General features: G+C 59.5%; 18 protein-coding genes and 1 pseudogene. 12 read left to right on the forward strand and 7 right to left on the reverse strand.

Annotated features, from left to right (window positions below):
* The 7 genes from ACP7CJ_RS04200 (at nucleotide 1) to ACP7CJ_RS04230 (ending at nucleotide 10,525) form a co-directional block, all read left to right on the forward strand.
* On the forward strand, nucleotides 1–2,832 hold the full coding sequence (locus tag ACP7CJ_RS04200) for a 2-oxoglutarate dehydrogenase E1 component (RefSeq protein WP_276197233.1): 2,832 nt from the start codon (nucleotides 1–3) through the stop codon (nucleotides 2,830–2,832).
* A 44-nt stretch (nucleotides 2,833–2,876) separates the two neighbouring features.
* Nucleotides 2,877–4,094: a 2-oxoglutarate dehydrogenase complex dihydrolipoyllysine-residue succinyltransferase gene (odhB, locus tag ACP7CJ_RS04205; RefSeq protein ID WP_426099397.1), complete on the forward strand. Its 1,218-nt coding sequence runs from the start codon at nucleotides 2,877–2,879 to the stop codon at nucleotides 4,092–4,094.
* Nucleotides 4,095–4,195: 101 nt separating this feature from the next.
* Entirely contained in the window at nucleotides 4,196–5,632 is a 1,437-nt protein-coding gene (lpdA, locus tag ACP7CJ_RS04210) for a dihydrolipoyl dehydrogenase (protein ID WP_276197235.1), read from the forward strand.
* Nucleotides 5,633–5,835: 203 nt separating this feature from the next.
* Nucleotides 5,836–7,002 carry an ADP-forming succinate--CoA ligase subunit beta gene (gene sucC / locus ACP7CJ_RS04215; RefSeq protein WP_017846770.1) on the forward strand — a complete coding sequence of 389 codons (1,167 nt, stop codon included), beginning with the start codon at nucleotides 5,836–5,838 and terminating at the stop codon, nucleotides 7,000–7,002.
* Complete coding sequence (gene sucD, locus ACP7CJ_RS04220; RefSeq protein ID WP_003210566.1) at nucleotides 7,002–7,883, forward strand: succinate--CoA ligase subunit alpha; 882 nt, start codon at nucleotides 7,002–7,004, stop codon at nucleotides 7,881–7,883. Before sucC ends, sucD begins: the two co-directional genes overlap by 1 nt.
* A 428-nt stretch (nucleotides 7,884–8,311) precedes the next feature.
* Nucleotides 8,312–9,625, forward strand: coding sequence for a branched-chain amino acid transport system II carrier protein (brnQ, locus tag ACP7CJ_RS04225; protein WP_276197236.1), 1,314 nt, complete (start codon nucleotides 8,312–8,314; stop codon nucleotides 9,623–9,625).
* Between the two features lie 159 nt (nucleotides 9,626–9,784).
* Nucleotides 9,785–10,525 carry a DUF599 domain-containing protein gene (locus ACP7CJ_RS04230; RefSeq protein ID WP_276197237.1) on the forward strand — a complete coding sequence of 247 codons (741 nt, stop codon included), beginning with the start codon at nucleotides 9,785–9,787 and terminating at the stop codon, nucleotides 10,523–10,525.
* Nucleotides 10,526–10,646: 121 nt separating this feature from the next.
* Here the strand turns inward: ACP7CJ_RS04230 and ACP7CJ_RS04235 are convergent, their stop codons facing one another.
* Nucleotides 10,647–10,898: a hypothetical protein gene (locus ACP7CJ_RS04235; protein WP_247396461.1), complete on the reverse strand. Its 252-nt coding sequence runs from the start codon at nucleotides 10,896–10,898 to the stop codon at nucleotides 10,647–10,649.
* A 157-nt stretch (nucleotides 10,899–11,055) separates the two neighbouring features.
* Here ACP7CJ_RS04235 and ACP7CJ_RS04240 point away from each other — a divergent pair, with 157 nt between their 5' ends.
* The 4 genes from ACP7CJ_RS04240 (at nucleotide 11,056) to ACP7CJ_RS04255 (ending at nucleotide 14,770) form a co-directional block, all read left to right on the forward strand.
* Nucleotides 11,056–11,532 (forward strand): PaaI family thioesterase, encoded by a 477-nt coding sequence (locus tag ACP7CJ_RS04240; RefSeq protein ID WP_276197238.1) that lies wholly within the window; start codon nucleotides 11,056–11,058, stop codon nucleotides 11,530–11,532.
* A complete protein-coding gene (locus ACP7CJ_RS04245) occupies nucleotides 11,529–11,981 on the forward strand; it encodes a PaaI family thioesterase (RefSeq protein ID WP_276197239.1) in 453 nt (150 codons plus the stop codon). The genes ACP7CJ_RS04240 and ACP7CJ_RS04245 overlap by 4 nt, the downstream gene beginning before the upstream one ends.
* An 89-nt stretch (nucleotides 11,982–12,070) precedes the next feature.
* Nucleotides 12,071–13,975 (forward strand): molecular chaperone HtpG, encoded by a 1,905-nt coding sequence (htpG, locus tag ACP7CJ_RS04250; protein ID WP_276197240.1) that lies wholly within the window; start codon nucleotides 12,071–12,073, stop codon nucleotides 13,973–13,975.
* Nucleotides 13,976–14,041: 66 nt separating this feature from the next.
* Entirely contained in the window at nucleotides 14,042–14,770 is a 729-nt protein-coding gene (locus tag ACP7CJ_RS04255) for a dienelactone hydrolase family protein (protein ID WP_276197241.1), read from the forward strand.
* Nucleotides 14,771–14,867: 97 nt separating this feature from the next.
* Here ACP7CJ_RS04255 and ACP7CJ_RS04260 read toward each other — a convergent pair whose 3' ends face one another.
* A complete protein-coding gene (locus ACP7CJ_RS04260) occupies nucleotides 14,868–15,734 on the reverse strand; it encodes a pirin family protein (RefSeq protein ID WP_426099395.1) in 867 nt (288 codons plus the stop codon).
* 64 nt (nucleotides 15,735–15,798) lie between these two features.
* Nucleotides 15,799–16,215 (reverse strand): OsmC family protein, encoded by a 417-nt coding sequence (locus ACP7CJ_RS04265; protein WP_276197243.1) that lies wholly within the window; start codon nucleotides 16,213–16,215, stop codon nucleotides 15,799–15,801.
* A 171-nt stretch (nucleotides 16,216–16,386) separates the two neighbouring features.
* On the opposite strand from ACP7CJ_RS04265, the pseudogene ACP7CJ_RS04270 reads away from it, so the two are divergent.
* A pseudogene (locus tag ACP7CJ_RS04270) lies at nucleotides 16,387–16,638 on the forward strand (HAMP domain-containing protein); the annotation flags it as partial.
* A gap of 92 nt (nucleotides 16,639–16,730) precedes the next feature.
* Here ACP7CJ_RS04270 and fabB read toward each other — a convergent pair.
* From fabB to ACP7CJ_RS04290, 4 genes are all read right to left on the reverse strand, one after another.
* Nucleotides 16,731–17,951, reverse strand: coding sequence for a beta-ketoacyl-ACP synthase I (gene fabB, locus ACP7CJ_RS04275; RefSeq protein ID WP_276197244.1), 1,221 nt, complete (start codon nucleotides 17,949–17,951; stop codon nucleotides 16,731–16,733).
* 11 nt (nucleotides 17,952–17,962) lie between these two features.
* Nucleotides 17,963–18,478, reverse strand: coding sequence for a 3-hydroxyacyl-[acyl-carrier-protein] dehydratase FabA (gene fabA, locus ACP7CJ_RS04280; protein ID WP_247396474.1), 516 nt, complete (start codon nucleotides 18,476–18,478; stop codon nucleotides 17,963–17,965).
* 249 nt (nucleotides 18,479–18,727) lie between these two features.
* Nucleotides 18,728–20,629 carry an ATP-binding protein gene (locus tag ACP7CJ_RS04285; RefSeq protein ID WP_426099393.1) on the reverse strand — a complete coding sequence of 634 codons (1,902 nt, stop codon included), beginning with the start codon at nucleotides 20,627–20,629 and terminating at the stop codon, nucleotides 18,728–18,730.
* Nucleotides 20,626–21,555: an ABC transporter substrate-binding protein gene (locus ACP7CJ_RS04290; RefSeq protein WP_426099392.1), complete on the reverse strand. Its 930-nt coding sequence runs from the start codon at nucleotides 21,553–21,555 to the stop codon at nucleotides 20,626–20,628. Before ACP7CJ_RS04290 ends, ACP7CJ_RS04285 begins: the two co-directional genes overlap by 4 nt.

Raw genomic sequence — 21,555 nt, forward strand, 5'->3', positions numbered from 1 at the left:
ATGCAAGAAAGCGTGATGCAGCGCATGTGGAACAGCGGCTATCTTTCAGGTGGTAACGCTGCCTATGTGGAAGAGCTTTATGAGCTCTACCTGCACGACCCTAACGCTGTGCCAGAAGAATGGCGCACCAAATTTCAGACGTTGTCTTCAGACGGCAACGCTGCCACCGATGTATCGCACGCAACAATTCGCGATCAGTTCGTGCTGCTGGCAAAGAACCAGCGCCGCGCCCAACCGGTTTCTGCCGGAAGCGTGAGCAGTGAGCATGAGAAGAAGCAAGTTGAAGTATTGCGACTGATCCAGGCCTACCGTATGCGTGGCCACCAGGCGGCCCAGCTCGATCCGCTGGGGCTCTGGAAGCGTCCTGCACCTGCAGACCTGTCGATCAATCATTACGGCTTGACCAATGCCGATCTTGATACGATCTTCCGTGCCGGCGACCTGTTCATCGGCAAAGAGGAAGCGAGCCTACGTGAAATTCACGAAGCGTTGCAGCAGACATATTGCCGCACCATTGGCGCTGAGTTCACGCACATCACCGACTCCGAACAGCGTCACTGGTTCCAGCATCGCCTGGAAGGCGTGCGTGGCCGTCCGGTTATGTCCGCCGATGTGCGCAGCCACCTGCTTGAGCGCGTGACCGCAGCCGAAGGCCTGGAAAAATACCTGGGCACCAAATACCCGGGTACCAAGCGTTTCGGCCTGGAAGGCGGCGAGAGCCTGATTCCGATGCTCGATGAGCTGATCCAGCGTTCCGGCTCCTACGGCACCAAGGAAATCGTGATCGGCATGGCCCACCGTGGCCGTCTCAACGTGCTGGTCAACACCTTCGGCAAGAACCCGCGCGAGTTGTTCGACGAGTTCGAAGGCAAGAAAAAGGTCGAGCTGGGTTCCGGTGACGTTAAATACCACCAGGGCTTCTCGTCCAACGTGATGACCACCGGCGGTGAAGTTCACCTGGCCATGGCCTTCAACCCATCCCACCTGGAAATCGTTTCTCCAGTGGTCGAGGGTTCGGTGCGGGCTCGCCAGGATCGTCGTAACGACACCACTGGTGAGAAGGTTCTGCCGATTTCCATCCACGGCGACGCGGCATTTGCCGGTCAAGGCGTGGTTCTGGAAACCTTCCAGATGTCGCAGACCCGCGGCTTCAAGACTGGCGGTACCGTTCACATCGTCATCAACAACCAGGTGGGCTTCACCATCAGCAACCCGTTGGACGCGCGTTCCACCGAGTACGCCACCGACGTTGCCAAGATGATCCAGGCACCGATCCTCCATGTGAATGGTGATGATCCGGAAGCCGTGCTGTTCGTGACCCAACTGGCGGTCGACTACCGCATGCAGTTCAAGCGTGACGTGGTGATCGACCTGGTTTGCTACCGCCGTCGCGGTCACAACGAAGCGGACGAACCAAGCGGCACCCAGCCGTTGATGTACCAGCAGATCACCAAGCAGCGCACTACCCGTGAGCTGTACGCCGAAAGCTTGACCAAGGCCGGTGTGGTTGACGAAGTGCGTGTTCAGGCGAAAGTCGACGAATACCGCAACGCTCTTGACAATGGTTTGCATGTTGTAAAAAGCCTGGTTAAAGAGCCGAACAAAGAGCTGTTCGTCGACTGGCGTCCGTACCTGGGCCACGCCTGGACTGCACGTCACGATACGTCTTTCGATCTGAAGACCCTGCAGGAACTGTCTGCCAAGCTGCTGGAAATTCCGGATGGCTTCGTCGTACAGCGCCAGGTTGCGAAGATCTACGAAGACCGTCAAAAAATGCAAGCCGGCGGCCTGCCGATCAACTGGGGTTACGCTGAAACCATGGCGTACGCGACCCTGGCGTTCGAAGGTCACCCGATCCGCATGACCGGCCAGGACATCGGCCGTGGTACGTTCTCGCACCGTCACGCGGTTCTGCACAACCAGAAAGACGCGGGTACCTACATCCCGTTGCAACACCTGTACGAAGGTCAGCCACGTTTCGACCTGTACGATTCGTTCCTGTCCGAAGAAGCCGTGCTGGCGTTCGAATACGGTTACTCGACCACCACGCCTCAGGCGCTGGTGATCTGGGAAGCCCAGTTCGGCGACTTCGCCAACGGTGCCCAGGTGGTTATTGACCAGTTCATCACCAGCGGTGAGCACAAGTGGGGCCGTCTGTGCGGTCTGACCATGCTGCTGCCACACGGTTATGAAGGTCAGGGTCCGGAGCACTCTTCGGCCCGTCTGGAGCGTTACCTGCAACTGTGCGCCGAGCACAACATCCAGGTATGCGTGCCGACTACCCCGGCCCAGATCTACCACTTGCTGCGTCGTCAGGTCATTCGCCCGCTGCGCAAGCCGCTGGTAGTGCTGACGCCGAAATCGCTGCTGCGTCATAAATTGGCCATCTCGACCCTGGAAGATCTGGCTGACGGTTCGTTCCAGACCGTGATTCCAGAAATCGATGCACTGGATGCGGCCAAGGTCACTCGCCTGGTCCTGTGCAGCGGCAAGGTCTACTACGATCTGCTGGAAAAACGCCGTGCCGAAGGCCGCGAAGACATCGCCATCGTGCGTATCGAGCAGCTTTACCCGTTCCCGGAAGATGACCTCATGGAGATCATCGCGCCTTACACCAACCTCACTCATGTAGTGTGGTGTCAGGAAGAACCGATGAACCAGGGCGCGTGGTACAGCAGCCAGCATCATCTGCGTCGCAGCATGGGTAACCACATCAAGGGCTTGGGCCTGGAGTACGCCGGCCGCGATGCTTCTGCCGCACCTGCATGTGGCTATGCATCGATGCACGCCGAGCAGCAGGAAAAACTCCTGCAAGATGCTTTCACTGTTTAACGCCTTCGCGCTGACTGAAACCGAATTTTAAGGACCCATAGATAATGGCTATTGAAATCAAAGCCCCGACATTCCCGGAATCGGTTGCCGATGGCACCATTGCCACTTGGCACAAGAAACCCGGCGAGGCTGTAAAACGTGACGAACTGATCGTCGACATCGAGACCGACAAAGTCGTTCTGGAAGTGTTGGCCGAAGCTGACGGCGTGCTGGGCGCGATCATCGCCAATGAAGGCGATACCGTCCTGTCCAACCAGGTACTGGGCTCGATCGAAGCGGGCAGCGCTGCTGCTGCTCCAGCCGCCGCACCGGCTGCTGCTTCTGCTCCAACTGCTGCTCCGGCTGCTGGTGGCGAAGATCCAATCGCCGCACCGGCTGCTCGTCAATTGGCCGAAGAAAACGGCATTAACCTGGCTTCCATCAAAGGCACCGGCAAAGACGGCCGTGTGACCAAGGAAGACGTGGTTGCTGCAGTTGAAGCCAAGAAAAACGCTCCAGCAGCTGCACCTGCCAAGGCTGCAGCGCCTGCTGCCGCTGCTCCTGTGTTCGCCGCTGGCGACCGCACCGAGAAGCGCGTTCCGATGACCCGCGTGCGTGCCACCGTGGCCAAGCGCCTGGTTGAAGCCCAGTCGAACATGGCGATGCTGACCACCTTCAACGAAGTCGACATGACCGAAGTCATGGCCCTGCGTTCGAAGTACAAGGATCTGTTCGAGAAGAGCCACAACGGCGTGCGCCTGGGCTTCATGTCGTTCTTCGTGAAAGCGGCCACCGAAGCGCTGAAACGCTTCCCGGCAGTCAACGCTTCCATCGACGGTAGCGACATCGTTTACCATGGCTACGCAGACGTCGGCGTTGCCGTGTCCAGCGACCGTGGCCTGGTGGTTCCGGTTCTGCGTAACGCCGAGCTGATGAGCCTGGCTGAAATCGAAGGCGGCATCGCCGGCTTCGGCAAGAAAGCCCGTGACGGCAAGCTGACCATCGACGAGATGACCGGCGGTACCTTCACCATCACCAACGGTGGTACCTTCGGTTCGATGATGTCGACCCCGATCGTCAACCCGCCGCAAGCCGCGATCCTGGGCATGCACAACATCATCCAGCGTCCGATGGCCATCAACGGCCAAGTCGTGATCCGCCCAATGATGTACCTGGCGCTGTCTTACGATCACCGCCTGATCGATGGTAAAGAAGCCGTGACTTTCCTGGTGACCATCAAGAACCTGCTGGAAGACCCAGCTCGTCTGCTGCTGGATATCTGATAGAAGCAGCTGCCGGCCTCAAGTGACAGGCTGCCGGAAACGGCAGTCGGGCTTGGGGCTTGCGGCTTGAAAGCTTGCTGCTAAATAGAGGAACTATTTTCATGTCGCAGAAATTTGACGTTGTAGTGATTGGTGCAGGTCCTGGCGGCTATGTTGCCGCCATCAAGGCTGCACAACTGGGCCTCTCGACTGCTTGCATCGAAAAATACACCGACAAGGAAGGCAAACTGGCACTGGGCGGTACTTGCCTGAACGTTGGTTGCATTCCTTCCAAGGCGCTGCTGGACAGCTCCTGGAAATTCCACGAAGCGCAAAGCGGTTTTGCCATCCACGGCATCAACCACGCTGGCGTGACCATGGACGTACCCGCGATGGTCGGCCGTAAAGCCAACATCGTTAAAGGCCTCACCTCCGGCGTTGCGACCCTGTTCAAGGCCAACGGCGTAACTTCCCTGCAAGGTCACGGCAAACTGCTGGCCGGCAAGAAAGTTGAAATCACCAAGCCGGACGGTTCGGTAGAAATCATCGAAGCCGAAAACGTGATCCTGGCCCCCGGTTCGCGTCCAATCGACATTCCACCAGCACCTGTTGACCAGAACGTGATCGTTGATTCGACCGGCGCCCTGGAATTCCAGGCAGTTCCTAAGCGTCTGGGCGTGATCGGCGCTGGCGTGATCGGCCTGGAACTGGGTTCGGTCTGGTCCCGTCTGGGTTCCCAAGTCACTGTTCTCGAAGCCCTGGATACGTTCCTGCTGGCTGCTGACACCGCAGTGTCCAAAGAAGCGCTGAAAACCCTGACTAAACAAGGTCTGGACATCAAGCTGGGCGCTCGCGTGACCGGCTCGAAGGTTAACGGCGAAGAAGTCGTCGTGACCTACACTGACAAGGATGGCGAGCAGACCATTACTTTCGACAAGTTGATCGTAGCCGTTGGTCGCCGCCCAGTGACCACCGACCTGCTGGCTTCCGACTGCGGCGTGAACATCGACGAGCGTGGTTTCATCCACGTTGACGATCACTGCGCTACCACCGTTCCAGGCGTCTACGCCATTGGCGACGTGGTTCGCGGCATGATGCTGGCGCACAAGGCTTCCGAAGAAGGCATCATGGTTGTCGAGCGCATCAAGGGCCACAAAACCCAGATGAACTACGACCTGGTACCATCGGTTATCTACACCCACCCGGAAATTGCATGGGTTGGCAAGAACGAACAGCAGTTGAAAGCTGAAGGCGTTGAAGTTAACGTCGGCACCTTCCCGTTCGCTGCTTCTGGCCGTGCCATGGCAGCCAACGACACCGGTGGTTTTGTCAAAGTCATCGCTGATGCCAAGACTGACCGCGTATTGGGCGTCCATGTGATTGGCCCAGGCGCTGCAGAACTGGTCCAGCAGGGCGCAATCGGTATGGAATTCGGCACCAGTGCCGAGGACATCGGCATGATGGTTTTCTCCCATCCGACCCTGTCCGAAGCGTTGCACGAAGCCGCGCTGGCAGTGAATGGTCATGCCATTCACATCGCGAACAAGAAGAAGCGCTAAAACGAGATAATAAGAAACCACGGCGGCTGCCCGTCGTGAGCCTTGTGCGCAAGACTCACCGCGGAATGTCCGCTGGACGCAGTCTTGCGCAGCTTGACCGGGCTTAAGTCCGGCAAGTTGCGTAAGCAGCAGTCACAGGTGGCGCGGCACTCATAATGAGCGCAGCGCCGAATGCGCAGTACCTAACGAAGACGGTAAAAAGCATGAATCTTCACGAGTATCAGGGTAAGCAGCTGTTCGCTGAATACGGCCTGCCAGTATCCCAGGGCTACGCAGTAGACACCCCGGAAGCAGCAGCAGAAGCTTGCGATAAAATCGGCGGGACCGAATGGGTTGTAAAAGCCCAGGTTCACGCAGGTGGTCGCGGTAAAGCGGGCGGCGTTAAGCTGGTTCGCAGCAAAGAAGACGCCAAGGCCTTCGCACAACAGTGGCTGGGCAAGCGTCTGGTGACTTACCAGACTGATGCCAATGGCCAGCCAGTCACCAAGATCCTGGTTGAATCGTGCACTGATATCGCTAAAGAGCTGTACCTGGGCGCTGTCGTTGACCGTTCGAGCCGTCGCATCGTGTTCATGGCTTCCACCGAAGGTGGCGTGGACATCGAGAAGATCGCTCACGACACTCCAGAAAAAATTCTCAAAGCCACCATCGACCCACTGGTTGGCGCTCAGCCATTCCAGGGGCGCGAGCTGGCTTTCCAGCTGGGCCTGGAAGGCAAGCAAGTTGCCCAGTTTGCCAAGATCTTCGTAGGTCTGGCCAAACTGTTCCAGGATCACGATCTGGCCCTGCTGGAAGTGAACCCGCTGGTGATCAAGGCTGACGGCGATCTGCATTGCCTCGACGCCAAGATCAACATCGACGCCAACGCCATGTACCGTCAGCCTAAGCTGAAGACTTTCCACGATCCGTCGCAAGACGATCCGCGCGAAGCGCACGCTGCCAAGTTCGAACTGAACTACGTAGCCCTGGAAGGTAACATCGGCTGCATGGTCAACGGTGCTGGCCTGGCCATGGGTACCATGGACATCGTCAATCTGCATGGCGGCAAACCAGCCAACTTCCTCGACGTGGGCGGTGGTGCTACCAAAGAACGCGTAACCGAAGCCTTCAAGATCATCCTGTCCGACTCCAACGTCGCTGCAGTACTGGTCAACATCTTCGGCGGCATCGTTCGTTGCGACATGATTGCCGAAGGCATCATCGGTGCAGTGAAAGAAGTCGGCGTGAAAATCCCGGTGGTTGTTCGCCTTGAAGGTAACAACGCTGAACTGGGCGCTAAAGTACTGGCAGAAAGCGGTTTGAACATCATCGCGGCTACCAGCCTGACCGACGCTGCTCAACAAGTTGTTAAAGCTGCGGAGGGCAAATAATGAGCGTCCTGATCAATAAAGACACCAAAGTTATCTGCCAGGGTATTACCGGTTCGCAAGGTAGTTTCCACACCCAGCAAGCCATCGAATACGGCACCAAGATGGTGGGTGGTGTAACTCCGGGCAAAGGCGGCACCGAGCACCTGGGCCTGCCCGTGTTCAACACCGTGAAAGACGCAGTCGCTGCCACTGGCGCCACCGCCAGCGTGATCTACGTTCCAGCTCCTTTCTGCAAGGACTCGATCCTGGAAGCGGCATTCGGCGGCATCAAGCTGATCGTGTGCATCACCGAAGGCATTCCTACCCTGGATATGCTGGACGCCAAGGTCAAGTGCGACGAGCTGGGCGTGGTCCTGATCGGCCCTAACTGCCCAGGCGTGATCACTCCAGGCGAATGCAAGATCGGCATCATGCCCGGTCACATTCACTTGCCAGGTAAAGTCGGTATCGTTTCCCGTTCCGGCACCCTGACCTACGAAGCTGTGAAGCAGACCACTGACGCCGGTTTCGGTCAGTCGACTTGCGTCGGCATCGGCGGTGACCCGATCCCAGGTTCGAACTTCATCGACATCCTGAAGCTGTTCCAGGAAGACCCGAAGACCGAAGCGATCGTCATGATCGGTGAGATCGGCGGTTCGGCTGAAGAAGAAGCGGCTGCCTACATCAAGGCACACGTGACCAAGCCGGTTGTTTCCTACATTGCTGGTGTGACTGCCCCTGCTGGCAAGCGCATGGGCCATGCTGGCGCAATCATTTCTGGCGGCAAGGGCACTGCAGACGAGAAGTTTGCTGCCCTGGAAGACGCAGGCGTGAAAACCGTGCGTTCGCTGGCAGACATCGGCAAGGCTCTGTCCGAGCTGACCGGTTGGGCTGTCAAGTAAGCCTCGCGCTTAACTGACGCTTCACCAGGCAAAGGCCACCTTCGGGTGGCCTTTGTGCATTCTGGGCGGCCCATTTATTGAAATGTACTCGGTTCCATGTGGGAGGGGCTTGCTCCCGATAGCGGTTCAGTCACATCAGCAGTGACTGAGCCTCCGCTATCGGGAGCAAGCCCCTCCCACATTTTTTATCTGTATTGCCAAATTAAGTATGAAAACACGACATTCGGATGTCGCTTATCGGACAGTCCGCCCTGCAACAGTGCGTTTATCGGCCAAATTCTGTACCCTTGCCGCCTCTTTAAAGCGCCCGCATCCCAAAAGGAAGCCGCGCGCTAGGCCGGTTGGTGCCCATAAGGGCCGACAGCATTTCCCTCATCCATAGGGAAGCCCTCTCTAAATTCCGATTCAGTAGTGTGGTATTTCCTCAAATGAAAGTGTTGAAAAGCCAGGACATCCTGGCGTTGGGCTTTATGACCTTTGCCCTGTTCGTGGGCGCCGGCAACATCATCTTCCCGCCGATCGTTGGTTTGCAGTCCGGGCCCCATGTCTGGATGGCGGCGTTGGGTTTCCTGATCACCGCAGTCGGGCTACCGGTGGTCACGGTAATCGCCCTGGCCAAGGTCGGCGGCGGTATGGATGCGTTGAGCAGCCCGATCGGCAAGATCGCCGGTGGCGTGCTGGCGGCGGCCGCGTATCTGGCGGTAGGGCCGCTGTTCGCCACCCCGCGTACCGCGACCGTGTCCTTTGAAGTGGGCCTGGCGCCGTTGACCGGCGAAAGCCCGCTGGCCCTGTTCCTCTACAGCGCTGTGTACTTTCTGGTGGTGTTTTTCGTCTCCCTGTACCCCGGCCGCCTGCTGGACACCGTGGGCCGTTTCCTGGCACCGCTGAAAATTCTCGCGCTGTCCATCCTCGGCATCGCCGCGTTTGCCTTGCCTGCCGGTGAAGTGGGGGTTGCCACCCCGGAATACGTGGCTGCGCCGTTCTCCCAAGGCTTTATCAATGGTTACCTGACCATGGATACCCTGGGCGCGCTGGTGTTCGGCATCGTGATCGTCAACGCGATCCGTTCCCGTGGGGTCGAATCGCCTAAGCTGATCACCCGTTACGCGATCATTGCCGGGTTGATCGCCGGCGTCGGCTTGGCGCTGGTTTACATCAGCCTGTTCCGCCTTGGGGCGGGCAGCCATGAAGTCGCTGCCGGTGCCGCCAATGGCGCCGCTGTTCTGCATGCCTACGTGCAACACACCTTTGGCTCTCTGGGCAGCGGTTTCCTAGCTGTGCTGATCTCCCTGGCCTGCCTGGTCACCGCCGTCGGCCTGACCTGTGCCTGCGCCGAATACTTCAGCCGAATCCTGCCGCTGTCCTACAAGACCCTGGTGGTGATCCTGGCGCTGTTCTCGCTGTTCGTGTCCAACCTGGGCCTGACCAAGCTGATCGCGTTCTCGATCCCGGTGCTCACCGCAATCTACCCGCCGTGCATCGTGCTGGTGGCTTTGAGCTTCTGCAAAGACTTCTGGCAGGAGCAAAGCCGTATCGTGGGCCCGGTGATGCTGGTTTCGTTCATCTTTGGCTGCATCGATGCGCTCAAGGGCGCCGGGCTGGCGGGTTGGATGCCGTCGCAATTGGCTAACCTGCCGTTGAGCGAGCAGGGCCTGGCGTGGCTGGTGCCATCGGTGATGATCCTGGTGGTTGCTGTGGTGGTGGACCGGATGCTCGGCAAGCGCAGCGAAGCCATCGCGTAACGCACGCTTCACGTTGTACCGAAATGCCCCGTATCAATCGATATGGGGCATTTTTTTTTCGTGACGGGCAGTGTCTTTTCCAGTGGGCTAACGTCGAAGGGGTAACGAAAAGCTCCAGCCAGCTCCCACAGTTTCCCTCTACTGTGTATAAGGACCCGCATGCCGTTTATCGAAGCCAACCTGATCCACCTGCTTGCCGCACTCTGGTTTGTTATCTGTTGGGGCGGCTACACCCGTTACGCGACCTGGAAAGCCCGCGACACCGCCTGCCTGGCCAGTGTGCTGCACCTGTATCGCGAAGACTGGATGCGTCGCATGCTGCTGCGCGACAACCGCATCGCCGACGCCAGCGTGATCGGCAACCTGGAGCGTAACGCCTCGTTCTTCGCTTCGAGCACCTTGATCATCCTTGCCGGCATTCTCACGGTGCTGGGGGCGTCCGAGCGAGCCGTGTCGTTGTTGGCGGACATCCCCATGGTGCAGCAGGCGTCCCAGGGCATGTCGGAGATCAAGCTGCTATGCCTGGCGCTGGCGTTTGTCTACGCGTTCTTCACGTTCAGTTGGTGCATGCGCCAGTACAACTTCGCGGCCGTGCTGGTGGGGTCGGCGCCGATGATCGGTGAGCGGCACGTGTCGGAGCAGGAGCGCAAGGCGTTTGCCCTGCGGGCGGCGCGGGTCATTTCGATGGCGGCCAACCAGTTCAACTTTGGCCTGCGCGCTTATTACTTCGGCATGACCATGCTGGCGTGGTTTGTCAGCCCCTGGCTGTTCATGTTGATGAGTGCCGGGGTGGTATTGGTGCTGTATCGCCGGGAGTTTCATTCCGACGTACTGCAAGTGATGGTGTATACGCAGACCGACACGCCGCTGCCGGACCTGGCGAAAGAACCGCTGGTATAGAACGCTGCGGGTTTTGGCCGACTTATCGCGCCTCGCCCAAGGGCTAAATACCTCAGGCAAAGTAAAGCCCGCTATCTAAGCGGGCTTTCTTTTTGCAGCCAAGCTATTTCAAGCCCCGGTATCAAGAACCGGTTGCTGGGGTAGCCGGTGCTGCTTCTTGTGTTGCGGCTTTGTTCGATTCGGCCTGAGCTTTGGCAGCATCGGCGTTTTCTTTCGCAGCGTCGTTCACTTTATCTTGTGCTTTCGCCATATCTTTCTGAGCTTGCTCAGAATGCGCGGCAGCATCTTGGGCTTTGTCTTCGGATTTTTTATCGCAGGCAGCCAGACCGAGTGCGGCGGCCAACATCATGGAAATAGCTAAAGTCTTGCGCATGGGTGTTTCTCCTTAGTGAAGATATCTACTGGCCTTTCGAGCATATGGGGCCAGCATTAGTTCCTTTTATCCCACAGATATATAAAGCATTTTTCCAAGGAACTTTCCCCGACGGTCCATACTCCGCCGGACCCACACTCATAAGAGTCTGAACCGAATGACCGAAAATTCCTTGTTGGAGCGTGCCAAACGCTTTATTTCGGCTCTGCGCCATTGCCAGGTGCTGGGCATTACCGTTCATCACGCCTGCGAGGAGGGGATCACCCTGGTCCTGCCCTACGGCCCGACGATCGTTGGCGACCCCCAGACGGGTGTCATCCATGGTGGCGCGTTGACTTCATTGATGGACACCGCCTGCGGCATGGCCACCCTATGTGTGTTGCCGGAGTTCGAGGTGTGCCCGACCCTGGACCTGCGCATCGACTACATGCATCCCGCCGAACCGCACAAGCCGGTATATGGCTTCGCCCAGTGTTACCGCGTGACCAGCGACGTGATTTTTACCCGTGGTTTCGCTTACCAGGACGACCCGCAACAACCCGTCGCTCACGCGGTGGGCACGTTCATGCGCATGGGCAAGCGCCTCAAGGGCACGCAAGGGTTGGGCAGCACGATCAAGGGAGAGCAGGCATGACTCACTCATTCAAGACGCGTCTGGAGCAGGCCCATGAGTGCGGCAACTATGAGGCGCTGCTCGACCTGATCCCCTATGCCAAGCTGATCGGCATCGAATGCACGCGGATAGGCGATGAGCTGCTGTTCCGCCTGCCGGCCAACAAGGACAACATTGGTAACCCGATATTGCCGGCGCTGCACGGCGGCGTGATTGCAGGCTTTATGGAACTCTGCGCCGCGTTGCACCTGCTGGTGTTCACCGGCGCTCCGGGCTTGCCGAAAATCATCGACTTTTCTCTCGATTACCTGCGTGCCGGCCAGTTTCGCGACACATACGCCAAATGCCAGGTCTGGCGCCAAGGTCGACGGGTGGCAAATGTGGCGATCACCGCCTGGCAAACCACTGCGGCCGAACCCATTGCCACCGCCCGCGCGCATTTCAAGATCGAGGAAGTGCCCCGCCCTTGAAATTCTGGTCTTAGCCCCCAACTTTGATGACAACCCGCCGCCAACCCTCTCGGGCGCGGCCACTGCCATCCAATTGGAGTTTGATGACCATGAGTGTGGAAACTCAAAAGGAAACCCTGGGCTTCCAGACCGAGGTGAAGCAACTGCTGCACCTCATGATCCATTCGCTGTATTCCAACAAGGAAATTTTCCTTCGCGAATTGATCTCGAACGCCTCTGACGCTGTCGACAAATTACGCTTCGAAGCCCTGTCCAAGCCGGAGTTGCTGGAAGGCGGCGCAGAACTCAAAATCCGCGTGAGCTTCGACAAAGACGCCAAGACCGTTACCCTCGAAGACAACGGTATCGGCATGAGCCGTGACGATGCGATCACCCACCTGGGGACCATCGCTAAATCCGGCACCGCCGACTTCATGAAGCACCTTTCGGGTGACCAGAAGAAAGATTCGCACCTGATCGGCCAGTTCGGTGTGGGCTTCTACTCGGCCTTCATCGTCGCCGACAAGGTTGAAGTGTTCAGCCGCCGCGCGGGCCTCGCTGCCAGTGAAGGTGTGCATTGGTCTTCGAAAGGCGAGGGCGAGTTTGAAATTGCCACCGTCGAAAAGGCTGATCGTGGTACGCGTATCGTGCTGCACCTCAAGGCCGCTGAAGATGAATTCGCCGATGGCTGGCGCCTGCGCAATATCATCAAGAAGTACTCCGACCATATCGCCCTGCCGATCGAGCTGCCGAAAGAGCAAGCAGCCGCCGAAGGCGAAGAAGCGCCGGCCGTTGAGTGGGAAACCGTCAACCGTGCCAGCGCCCTGTGGACCCGTCCGCGTACCGAGATCAAGGACGAGGAATACCAGGAGTTCTACAAGCACATCGGGCACGATTACGAAAACCCGCTGAGCTGGAGCCACAACAAGGTCGAAGGCAAGCTGGAATACAGCTCGCTGCTCTACGTACCGGCCCGCGCTCCGTTCGACCTGTACCAGCGCGAAGCGCCAAAGGGTCTGAAGCTCTACGTGCAGCGCGTGTTCGTGATGGACCAGGCGGAATCGTTCCTGCCGCTGTACCTGCGCTTTATCAAAGGCGTGGTCGACTCCAACGACCTGTCGCTGAACGTATCGCGGGAAATCCTGCAGAAAGACCCGATCATCGACTCCATGAAGTCGGCGCTGACCAAGCGCGTTCTCGACATGCTGGAAAAACTGGCGAAGAACGAGCCTGAGCAATACAAAGGCTTCTGGAAAAACTTCGGCCAGGTCATGAAAGAAGGCCCGGCTGAAGATTTCGCCAACAAGGAAAAAATCGCTGGCCTGCTGCGCTTTGCGTCCACCCTGGGCGAAGACGGCGAGCAGGTGGTGTCCCTGGCCGAGTACCTGGCACGCGCCAAGGAAGGTCAGGATAAGATCTACTACCTGACCGGCGAAACCTACGCTCAGGTCAAGAACAGCCCGCACCTGGAAGTCTTCCGCAAGAAAGGCATCGAAGTGCTGCTGCTGACTGACCGTATCGATGAGTGGCTGATGAGCTACCTCAGCGAATTCGACGGCAAGACCTTCGTCGACGTGGCTCGTGGTGACTTGGACCTGGGCAACCTGGATTCCGAAGAAGACAAAAAAGCCGCTGAAGAAGTGGCCAAGTCTAAGGAAGGCCTGGTTGAGCGGATCAAGGCGTCCCTGGGCGATGCCGTCAGCGAAGTGCGGGTTTCCCACCGTCTGACCGACTCCCCGGCGATCCTGGCCATTGGCGAGCAGGACCTGGGCATGCAGATGCGTCAGATCCTCGAAGCCAGCGGGCAGAAGGTGCCGGACTCCAAGCCGATCTTCGAATTCAACCCGGCTCACCCGCTGATCGAGAAACTCGACGGCGAACAGAGCGAAGAGCGTTTTGGCGACCTGTCGCACATCCTCTTCGATCAGGCGGCCCTGGCCGCTGGTGACAGCTTGAAAGACCCGGCCGCCTATGTGCGCCGACTGAACAAGCTGTTGGTTGAACTGTCAGTTTAAACCCGTTGTAGAAAAACCCGCTTCGGCGGGTTTTTTCGTTCTTGTGCACCTTAACTGGAGTAAATGATGAGCCAAGTCACTGTGCGTTCCGTGGTCTATCAGATTGATGGCCAGTCCTATGAAAGCCGCCTGGCCTTCGATGCCAGCCAAACCGGCCCGCTACCGGGCCTGCTGATGGCGCCGAACTGGATGGGGGTGAGTGCAGGTGCCGAAGAGATCGCCAAGAGCGTCGCCAGTAAAGGCTACGTGGTACTGATCGCCGACCTGTACGGGCAAACCGTGCGCCCGTCGAATAACGATGAAGCCGCTGCGGCAATGATGCCGTTGAAGAACGACCGTCCCTTGTTGAACACGCGCATGCAGGCGGCCTTTGAGCAACTGCAAGGCCAGACCGAAGCTGCGGTGGACACGTCCAAATTGGCCACCTTCGGTTTCTGCTTTGGCGGTTGCTGCTCGCTGGAGCTGGCGCGCACCGGCGCACCGTTGAAGGCGGCGGTTTCGTTCCACGGCAGCCTCGACACGCCAAACCCGGCGGATGCGAAGAACATCAAGGGTTCAGTGTTGGTGTTGCATGGCGCCTCCGACCCGCTGGTGCCGAAAGAGCAACTGCCGGCGTTCGAAGATGAGATGAACGCGGCCGTTGTGGATTGGCAGCTGCTGAGCTATGGCGGTGCGGTGCATTCCTTCACCGACCCGCATGCCAATGTGCCAGGCATGATGATGTACGACGCGAAGACCGCTGCGCGGGCGTTCCAGTCGATGCATAACTTGTTGGATGAAGTGTTCAAGGGCTAAGTCTCTAGCGTCTGTCCTGGCCTCATCGTGAGCAAGCCCACTTCCACATTTAACCGCGTTATGCGGTCGAATGTGGGAGCGGGCTTGCTCGCGAATGCTATCTCACAGGCAACTCAATTCTTTCGGTTTCACCGGGCACCGTCGGCCAATCCGCCGCCGCCCAACGCTGCCTGGCCTGCTCGATCACGGCCGGATCGCTCGCCACAAAATTCCAGTTGATCCGGCGTGGCCCATCCAGCGGCGCGCCGCCGAACACCATCAGGTGACAATCGGTCTCGGCAGACAGAGTCATCTCCTGTCCGCTCGGCAGCACCACCAGGCTGTGTACCTCAAGTGGTTCACCGTCCAACTGCACGTCACCCTCCAGCACGTACACCGCGCGTTCCTCATGCTCGTCGGGGATCAGCAGGGTGGTGGCCGTCTGCATCTGCACGTTGGCATACAGCGTGGGCGACAGGACCGGCACCGGTGATTTGAGGCAGAAGCCATTGCCCGCGATCAGGCGGATCTGCACGCCCAGGTTGTCACTGGCCGGCAAGCTAGCCGCCGGATGGTGGCTGTAGTGCCCTGGCCCGGTCTCGTGGTCCTTGGGTGAGGCGAGCCACACTTGCAGCCCGTGCAGGCTGAATCCCTTGACCTTGAGTGCTTCGGGCGTGCGTTCGACATGGGCAATCGCGCTGCCGGCAGTCATCCAGCTCACGTCGCCGGTCTCCACCAACTGGTCCGAACCGAGGCTGTCCTTGTGCTGCAAGGCGCCTTCAAACAGGTAGGTGAGGGTCGACAGGCCGATATGCGGGTGCTGGCGGATATTCATACCGCTGCCCGGCGCATAGCGGGTCGGCAGCATATGGTCGAAAAACACGAACGGCCCGACGCTGCGACATTCCCGCGATGGCAGCGGGCGCAGGATGGGCTGGCCTTCGACATCTTCGAGGCGAGGGCGGATCACGGTGAGGGTGGTCATGGTGCGTCCCAGTCTGAGCGGGTTGGATAGCCCAGAGCATAACCCGCTCGACCAGAGGTTGCCGCTACTGGCTGAAGGCACCTTCCGCCAATTTTGTCTCGATGCTCACCTCGGCGGTGGTCATCAGTTTGTGTATCGGGCAACGGTCGGCGATGCGGTGCAGTTCGTCGCGTTGCTGATCGGTGAGCACGCCCTTGAGCGTCAGTTTGACGTTGAGCACGTACTTGCCCTTTTGCTCTTCGCTGTCGTCGTGGGTGACTTCCACGGTTACGCCGGTCAGCGGGATGCCCTTTTTCTGCGCATACAGCTTCAGGGTCAGGGCCTTGCATGACGCCAGGGCCGCATCGAAATAGCCATGGGGCGAGGGGGCGGAGTCGTCACCGCCGAGGCTTTTGGGCAGGTCGGTGAACAACTCGTGGTTATCGATGTTGAGGCTGTGGCGGAAGTTGTCGGCATTCAGGGTGTTGACGGTAACAGGCATGGCGAACCTCACAAGCGTGGCAGGAAGAAAGTCATGCAGTTATAGAACATGCTGGCACTCAGGCGTTCCAGGATTTTTTCCAGGAAGCTGCGGGCATGATTCCCAGCATTCGCGAGCTTCAGGCGCTCGCGCAGAACGAGCAGGAAATCATTCAGGTCAAAAACAGCCTGCAGCATCGTGCTGTCGCTGGGGCGGTCGCTGAGAGCCGCCCAGAACGTCGTCGGTGGCGATCTGGCCGGCGAGATCAGCCCGAGTGGCCGGGATGAGGCGGCGCGTCTACAACAAGCGCTCAAGGGCATGCAGGAAAACCTTCGCGATACCCTGCGGCGCATTTCCGAATCATCCAGCCCGCTCGCGTCGGCCCCCGAAGAGCTCAGTTGCGTGATCGAAGACGCCACCCGCGGGTTGCACCGGCAGCGCCAGTAAATCGAACAGATGATCGGCGGGATTCAGCAAAAATCCATAAAAAAACCCCGAACCAGTCGGGGCTTTTTCATGTGATCAACCTGCGGGGCTTACTTGCCCTGCCAGCGTTTCAGCACCAGGGTGGCGTTAGTGCCACCGAAGCCGAAGCTGTTGCTCATCACGGTGTCGATTTTTACGTTTTCAACGGTCTTGGTCAGGATCGGCATATCGGCGACGACCGGATCGATCTCTTCGATATTAGCCGAGCCAGCCATGAAGTTGCCTTCCATCATCAGCAGGCAGTAGATCGTTTCGTGAACGCCTGCGGCCCCCAGGGAGTGACCGGACAGGCTCTTGGTGGAGCTGATGGCGGGTGCCTTGTCGCCGAATACCGCGCGCACGCCTTCCATTTCCTTGGCGTCGCCGACCGGAGTCGAGGTGCCGTGGGTGTTTATGTAGTCGATCGGGGTATCCACGGTGGACATGGCCATCTGCATGCAGCGGATGGCGCCTTCACCGCTTGGCGCAACCATGTCGTAGCCGTCGGAAGTGGCGCCGTAGCCGACGATTTCCGCGTAGATCTTCGCGCCACGGGCCAAGGCGTGTTCCAGCTCCTCGACCACCACCATGCCGCCGCCGCCGGCGATGACGAAACCGTCACGCTTGGCGTCGTAGGCGCGGGAGGCCTTTTCCGGGGTGTCGTTGTACTGGGTGGACAGGGCGCCCATGGCGTCGAACAGGAACGACTGGCTCCAATGTTCTTCTTCACCACCGCCGGCGAACACGATGTCCTGCTTGCCCAGCTGGATCTGCTCAACTGCGTTACCGATGCAGTGAGCACTGGTGGCGCAGGCAGAGGAGATCGAGTAGTTCACGCCCTTGATCTGGAACGGCGTGGCCAGGCAGGCGGAAACGGTGCTGCCCATGGTCCGCGTGACACGGTACGGGCCAACGCGCTTCACGCCTTTCTCGCGCAGGATGTCCAGCGCTTCCATCTGGTTCAGGGTGGACGCGCCGCCGGAGCCGGCGATCAGGCCGGTACGCACGTTCGAGACCTGATCGTGGCTCAGGCCGGAATCGGTGATGGCGTCCTTCATGGCCAAGTAGGCGTAGGCGGCAGCGTGGCCGACGAAGCGGTAGATCTTGCGATCTATCAATTCTTCGAGGGGCAGGTCGATGGAGCCGGAAACCTGGCTACGCAGACCCATTTCGGCATATTCCGGGTTGAAGCGGATGCCAGGGCGACTTGCACGCAGGTTAGCGGTGACGGTCTCTTTGTCATTGCCCAGGCAAGAAACGATGCCCAGACCAGTGATAACGACGCGGCGCATGCGGATAACCCTTAAAAGTTTTCAGTGGAAGTGAATACGCCGACCCGAAGGCCTTCGGCAGTATAGATCTCGCGACCGTCGACAGTCACCGAACCGTCGGCGATGGCCAGGTTCAGCTTGCCCTTGAGGACGCGCTTGATTTGAATGTTGTAGGTGACTTTCTTGGCGCTTGGCAGAACCTGGCCAAAAAACTTCACTTCGCCCGAACCCAGGGCGCGACCGCGGCCGGGCAAGCCTTGCCAGCCGAGGTAGAAGCCGACCAGTTGCCACATGGCGTCGAGGCCCAGGCAGCCCGGCATGACAGGGTCACCTTCAAAATGGCAGGCAAAGAACCACAGGTCCGGAGTGATATCCAGCTCGGCGACCAATTCACCTTTGCCGTACTTGCCACCCTCTTCGCTGATATGGGTGATGCGATCCACCATCAGCATGTTCGGGGCGGGCAGTTGCGCGTTACCTGGGCCGAACAGCTCACCGCGACTGCAGCGCAGCAGGTCTTCCCGAGTAAAGGCGTTTTGTTTGGTCATGCGAGCTCCTCAATAATCCCATGCGGCAGGGTAGGGCAAATCTTCCCGATACCGACGACGCGTTCATGCCTCATATCGGCAGCCTACACATAGACTATTGCGTTGTAGTGAAAGTCACAGCGTCAAGGCACTCAATGTACACTTGTTCACTGAAATTATAAACCGGGCCTGTTTAGCGGTCCGTTCGGGTGCCTAAGACTGCCGCACTTTCGTCTTTCACGCCAGTCGCAGTTGGCTAATGGCGCGGCGCTATTGCACCCAGCGCTGCAGGATTTGCTGCAAATCCGTGCGTTTGAACGGCTTGGCCAGGTAATCGTTCATTCCGGCGGCCAGGCAGAGTTCGCGATCGCCCTGCAAGGCGTTGGCGGTGAGGGCGATGATCGGCAGGTCGGCGCAGCCCGGCAGGTGGCGAATCTGCCGGGTGGCTTCGTAGCCGTCGATCAGCGGTAACCGGCAGTCCATCAGGATCGCAGTGAAAATCAGGCTCTCGGCGCTGCGGATCGCCTCGGCGCCGTCGGTGGCCAGGCTCACTTCAAAACCCAGGCTGCGCAGCATGGCTTCGACCACGGTACGGTTGACCGGGTTGTCTTCCACCAGCAACACATGCCGGCCATTGCCCGCGCTGGCTTTGCCTTCGGCGTTGGCGGCAATGGCCGGCACGCTGTGCTGGTTGATGGCCAGCGGGATTTCCAGGGTGAACACCGAACCACGGCCTTCTTCGCTCTGCGCGCGCAGGGTGCCGCCCATGCGTTCGGCCAGGGTCCGGGCGATGGGCAGGCCCAGGCCGGTGCCGCCGTAACGTCTTGAAATGGAACTGTCGGCCTGCTGGAAGGCATCGAACATCCGTTCCAGGCGCTCGGCGGAAATGCCAATGCCGCTGTCGCGCACGGTGCAGGTGAACCACACCAGTTCAGGGTCGAGGGGTTGCCAATGGGGCTCGACGCTGACGCTGCCGTGTTCGGTAAACTTGAGCGCGTTGCCGATCAGGTTCACCAGAATCTGGCGGATACGCGTCGGGTCGCCCTTCACGCGCAACGTGTCCAGGCCCTGCGGGATCGGTAATTCGAGGCTCAGCCCGCGCTGCTGGGCGCTGTGCTGGAAGGCCTGGGCGCAGCTGTTGATCAGGTCCGCGGGGTTGAACGGAATGTGTTCCAGCTCCAGGGCCGCGCGTTCGATGCGCGAGAAGTCGAGGATGTCATTGATGACCTTGAGTAAATGTTCCGTGGACTCGGAGGCCAGCGCCGCATATTCGGTCTGCTCTTCGGTCATCTCGGTGGTTTCCAGCAGTTGCAGCATGCCCAGCACACCGTTCATCGGCGTGCGCAGCTCGTGGCTCATCATCGCCAGGAAATCCGACTTGGCGTTGTTCGCCCGCTCGGCTTCCTCACGGGTCTGGATCAACTGGGCCATGGCCTGCTGCTGTTCGCGGCTGGCCTGGTTGAGGCCTTCGGCAAGGTTGTTGATGTGTCGCGAGAGGTCGCCGAGCTCTGAGTCGTCGACAATCGGCAGCGGGGTCTTGTAGTCGCCTTGCTGGATCGCCTTGACCGCATGGCCCATGGCGCTGATCGGCTGCGACAGGCTGGCGGCCAGGCGCCGCGCGAGCAGGAAGGTAAACAGCAGGGCGAACAGCGCGAGCACGCCGGCCTTGAACAGAATCTCCTGCTGGCGCTGGCTGAAGGCATCGTTGGACATGCCGACGATCACCCGGCCCAGGTAGTCGGCACGCGGCGCCTTGGGTTCGTTGAGGTTGTCCTGGAAAAAGTCATTGCCCAGTTGGATATGTTGCAGGCGGATCGGTGCCTGGAACACTTTGACCGACAGCGAACGGTCGTGATTTTCCGAGGGTTGCTCGACGTACACCAGGATGTTCTCGGCGCTGTCCTGAATCTCCAGAAAACGCACATGGGGCGTGGCCAGCGTCGCGCGCAGCAGGCTGTCGAGCACGTCGTTGTTGCCGGAGATCACCCCATATTCGGTGGCCGGTGCCAATTGGTTGGCGATCAGTTGGCCTGTGTGGTCCAGTTCCTGGCGCAGGTCCTGGATGCGCACGAAGGTGAAGAAACTGATCAATAGCAGCGTCAGTAACAGTGCCGGGCCCAGGGTGATGAGCTGGGTGCGGGTGTTGATGTCCCAACGACGACGCAAGGTCATGGGCGTTTTTCTCCTTCGGCCAGGCGGGCGGCGACGTTGGCTTCGTCGACCTGTTCGATGCCCAGTGAGCGTGCGACTTGCGGGTTGCCCATGACTTTGAACTGTTCCGGGTACAACGTGCGCGCCCAGCCGGTTGGCGGGTGATCGAGCAGGCGGTCGAGCACGGCCAGCCAGTCGGTCTGGTCGCTGTAGGTGCTGGCTAGGCTGCCGGCCTTGACGAACCCGGCATTGGGCCCCACCAGCGGCAGTTGCCGGGCGTAACTGCTCAGCAGCAGGTTCTTCGCGGTTTTCGGGTTGTATAGCTGTGGGTCGTCAAGGCCGAGCAGCACATCGCTGTTTCTGAACAAATGCAGCAGTGGGCGGCTGTCGTTAATGTCGTCCCAGCGTTGGGGCACGATCTCCAGGCCCATCGGCGCGGCGTACTGGCGCAACTCGCGGAGCAGGAATTCACTGTCGGCGCCGTAGAGCACGCCGATGCGCCTGGCCTGGGGCAGGATTGTGGCGATTAGCCGCAGTTGGCGTTCCAGCGGCGGATCACTCCACAACAGGCTGATTTTGGCCGGTATGCCCTGGCCCAGGCGCTGGCGGGCCTGCAGGCGGCTGATGCGCAACACCAGGGTCGACGGGCCCTGGGCATCCTGCAGGCGCCAGTCGAGGCTGGGCAGGTCCAACAGGATCAGGCGCGTACCGGCGGGTAATTGGCTTGGCGCGGGTAGGTCAGTGAGCGGCGTGAACGTCACGTGGTCGTCGGGGCGCTGCAGGGCAAGCGCCTGGACGAACGCCTGCACCCCGGCGCCGTCTTCGGCGGCGGTCAGCAGGATATCGGCGCTCCAGGCCGGTATGCTTAGCAGCAGGCACAGCAGCAGCAGGCCGCGCTGCCAGCGTCTGGTGGGAGAGAGGAGGGGCATCCGTGACTGATCGCCCAT

The sequence above is a fragment of the Pseudomonas sp. PSPC3-2 genome, assembly GCF_049897085.1.
In the GTDB taxonomy this organism is placed as follows: Bacteria; Pseudomonadota; Gammaproteobacteria; order Pseudomonadales; family Pseudomonadaceae; genus Aquipseudomonas; species Aquipseudomonas paraveronii.

Coding starts and splice junctions, on each gene's coding strand:
- ACP7CJ_RS04200 (WP_276197233.1), top strand. CDS start 1: ATGCAAGAAAGCGTGATGCAGCGCATGTGGAACAGCGGCTATCTTTCA.
- odhB (WP_426099397.1), top strand. CDS start 2,877: ATGGCTATTGAAATCAAAGCCCCGACATTCCCGGAATCGGTTGCCGAT.
- lpdA (WP_276197235.1), top strand. CDS start 4,196: ATGTCGCAGAAATTTGACGTTGTAGTGATTGGTGCAGGTCCTGGCGGC.
- sucC (WP_017846770.1), top strand. CDS start 5,836: ATGAATCTTCACGAGTATCAGGGTAAGCAGCTGTTCGCTGAATACGGC.
- sucD (WP_003210566.1), top strand. CDS start 7,002: ATGAGCGTCCTGATCAATAAAGACACCAAAGTTATCTGCCAGGGTATT.
- brnQ (WP_276197236.1), top strand. CDS start 8,312: ATGAAAGTGTTGAAAAGCCAGGACATCCTGGCGTTGGGCTTTATGACC.
- ACP7CJ_RS04230 (WP_276197237.1), top strand. CDS start 9,785: ATGCCGTTTATCGAAGCCAACCTGATCCACCTGCTTGCCGCACTCTGG.
- ACP7CJ_RS04235 (WP_247396461.1), bottom strand. CDS start 10,898: ATGCGCAAGACTTTAGCTATTTCCATGATGTTGGCCGCCGCACTCGGT.
- ACP7CJ_RS04240 (WP_276197238.1), top strand. CDS start 11,056: ATGACCGAAAATTCCTTGTTGGAGCGTGCCAAACGCTTTATTTCGGCT.
- ACP7CJ_RS04245 (WP_276197239.1), top strand. CDS start 11,529: ATGACTCACTCATTCAAGACGCGTCTGGAGCAGGCCCATGAGTGCGGC.
- htpG (WP_276197240.1), top strand. CDS start 12,071: ATGAGTGTGGAAACTCAAAAGGAAACCCTGGGCTTCCAGACCGAGGTG.
- ACP7CJ_RS04255 (WP_276197241.1), top strand. CDS start 14,042: ATGAGCCAAGTCACTGTGCGTTCCGTGGTCTATCAGATTGATGGCCAG.
- ACP7CJ_RS04260 (WP_426099395.1), bottom strand. CDS start 15,734: ATGACCACCCTCACCGTGATCCGCCCTCGCCTCGAAGATGTCGAAGGC.
- ACP7CJ_RS04265 (WP_276197243.1), bottom strand. CDS start 16,215: ATGCCTGTTACCGTCAACACCCTGAATGCCGACAACTTCCGCCACAGC.
- fabB (WP_276197244.1), bottom strand. CDS start 17,951: ATGCGCCGCGTCGTTATCACTGGTCTGGGCATCGTTTCTTGCCTGGGC.
- fabA (WP_247396474.1), bottom strand. CDS start 18,478: ATGACCAAACAAAACGCCTTTACTCGGGAAGACCTGCTGCGCTGCAGT.
- ACP7CJ_RS04285 (WP_426099393.1), bottom strand. CDS start 20,629: ATGACCTTGCGTCGTCGTTGGGACATCAACACCCGCACCCAGCTCATC.
- ACP7CJ_RS04290 (WP_426099392.1), bottom strand. CDS start 21,555: ATGGGCGATCAGTCACGGATGCCCCTCCTCTCTCCCACCAGACGCTGG.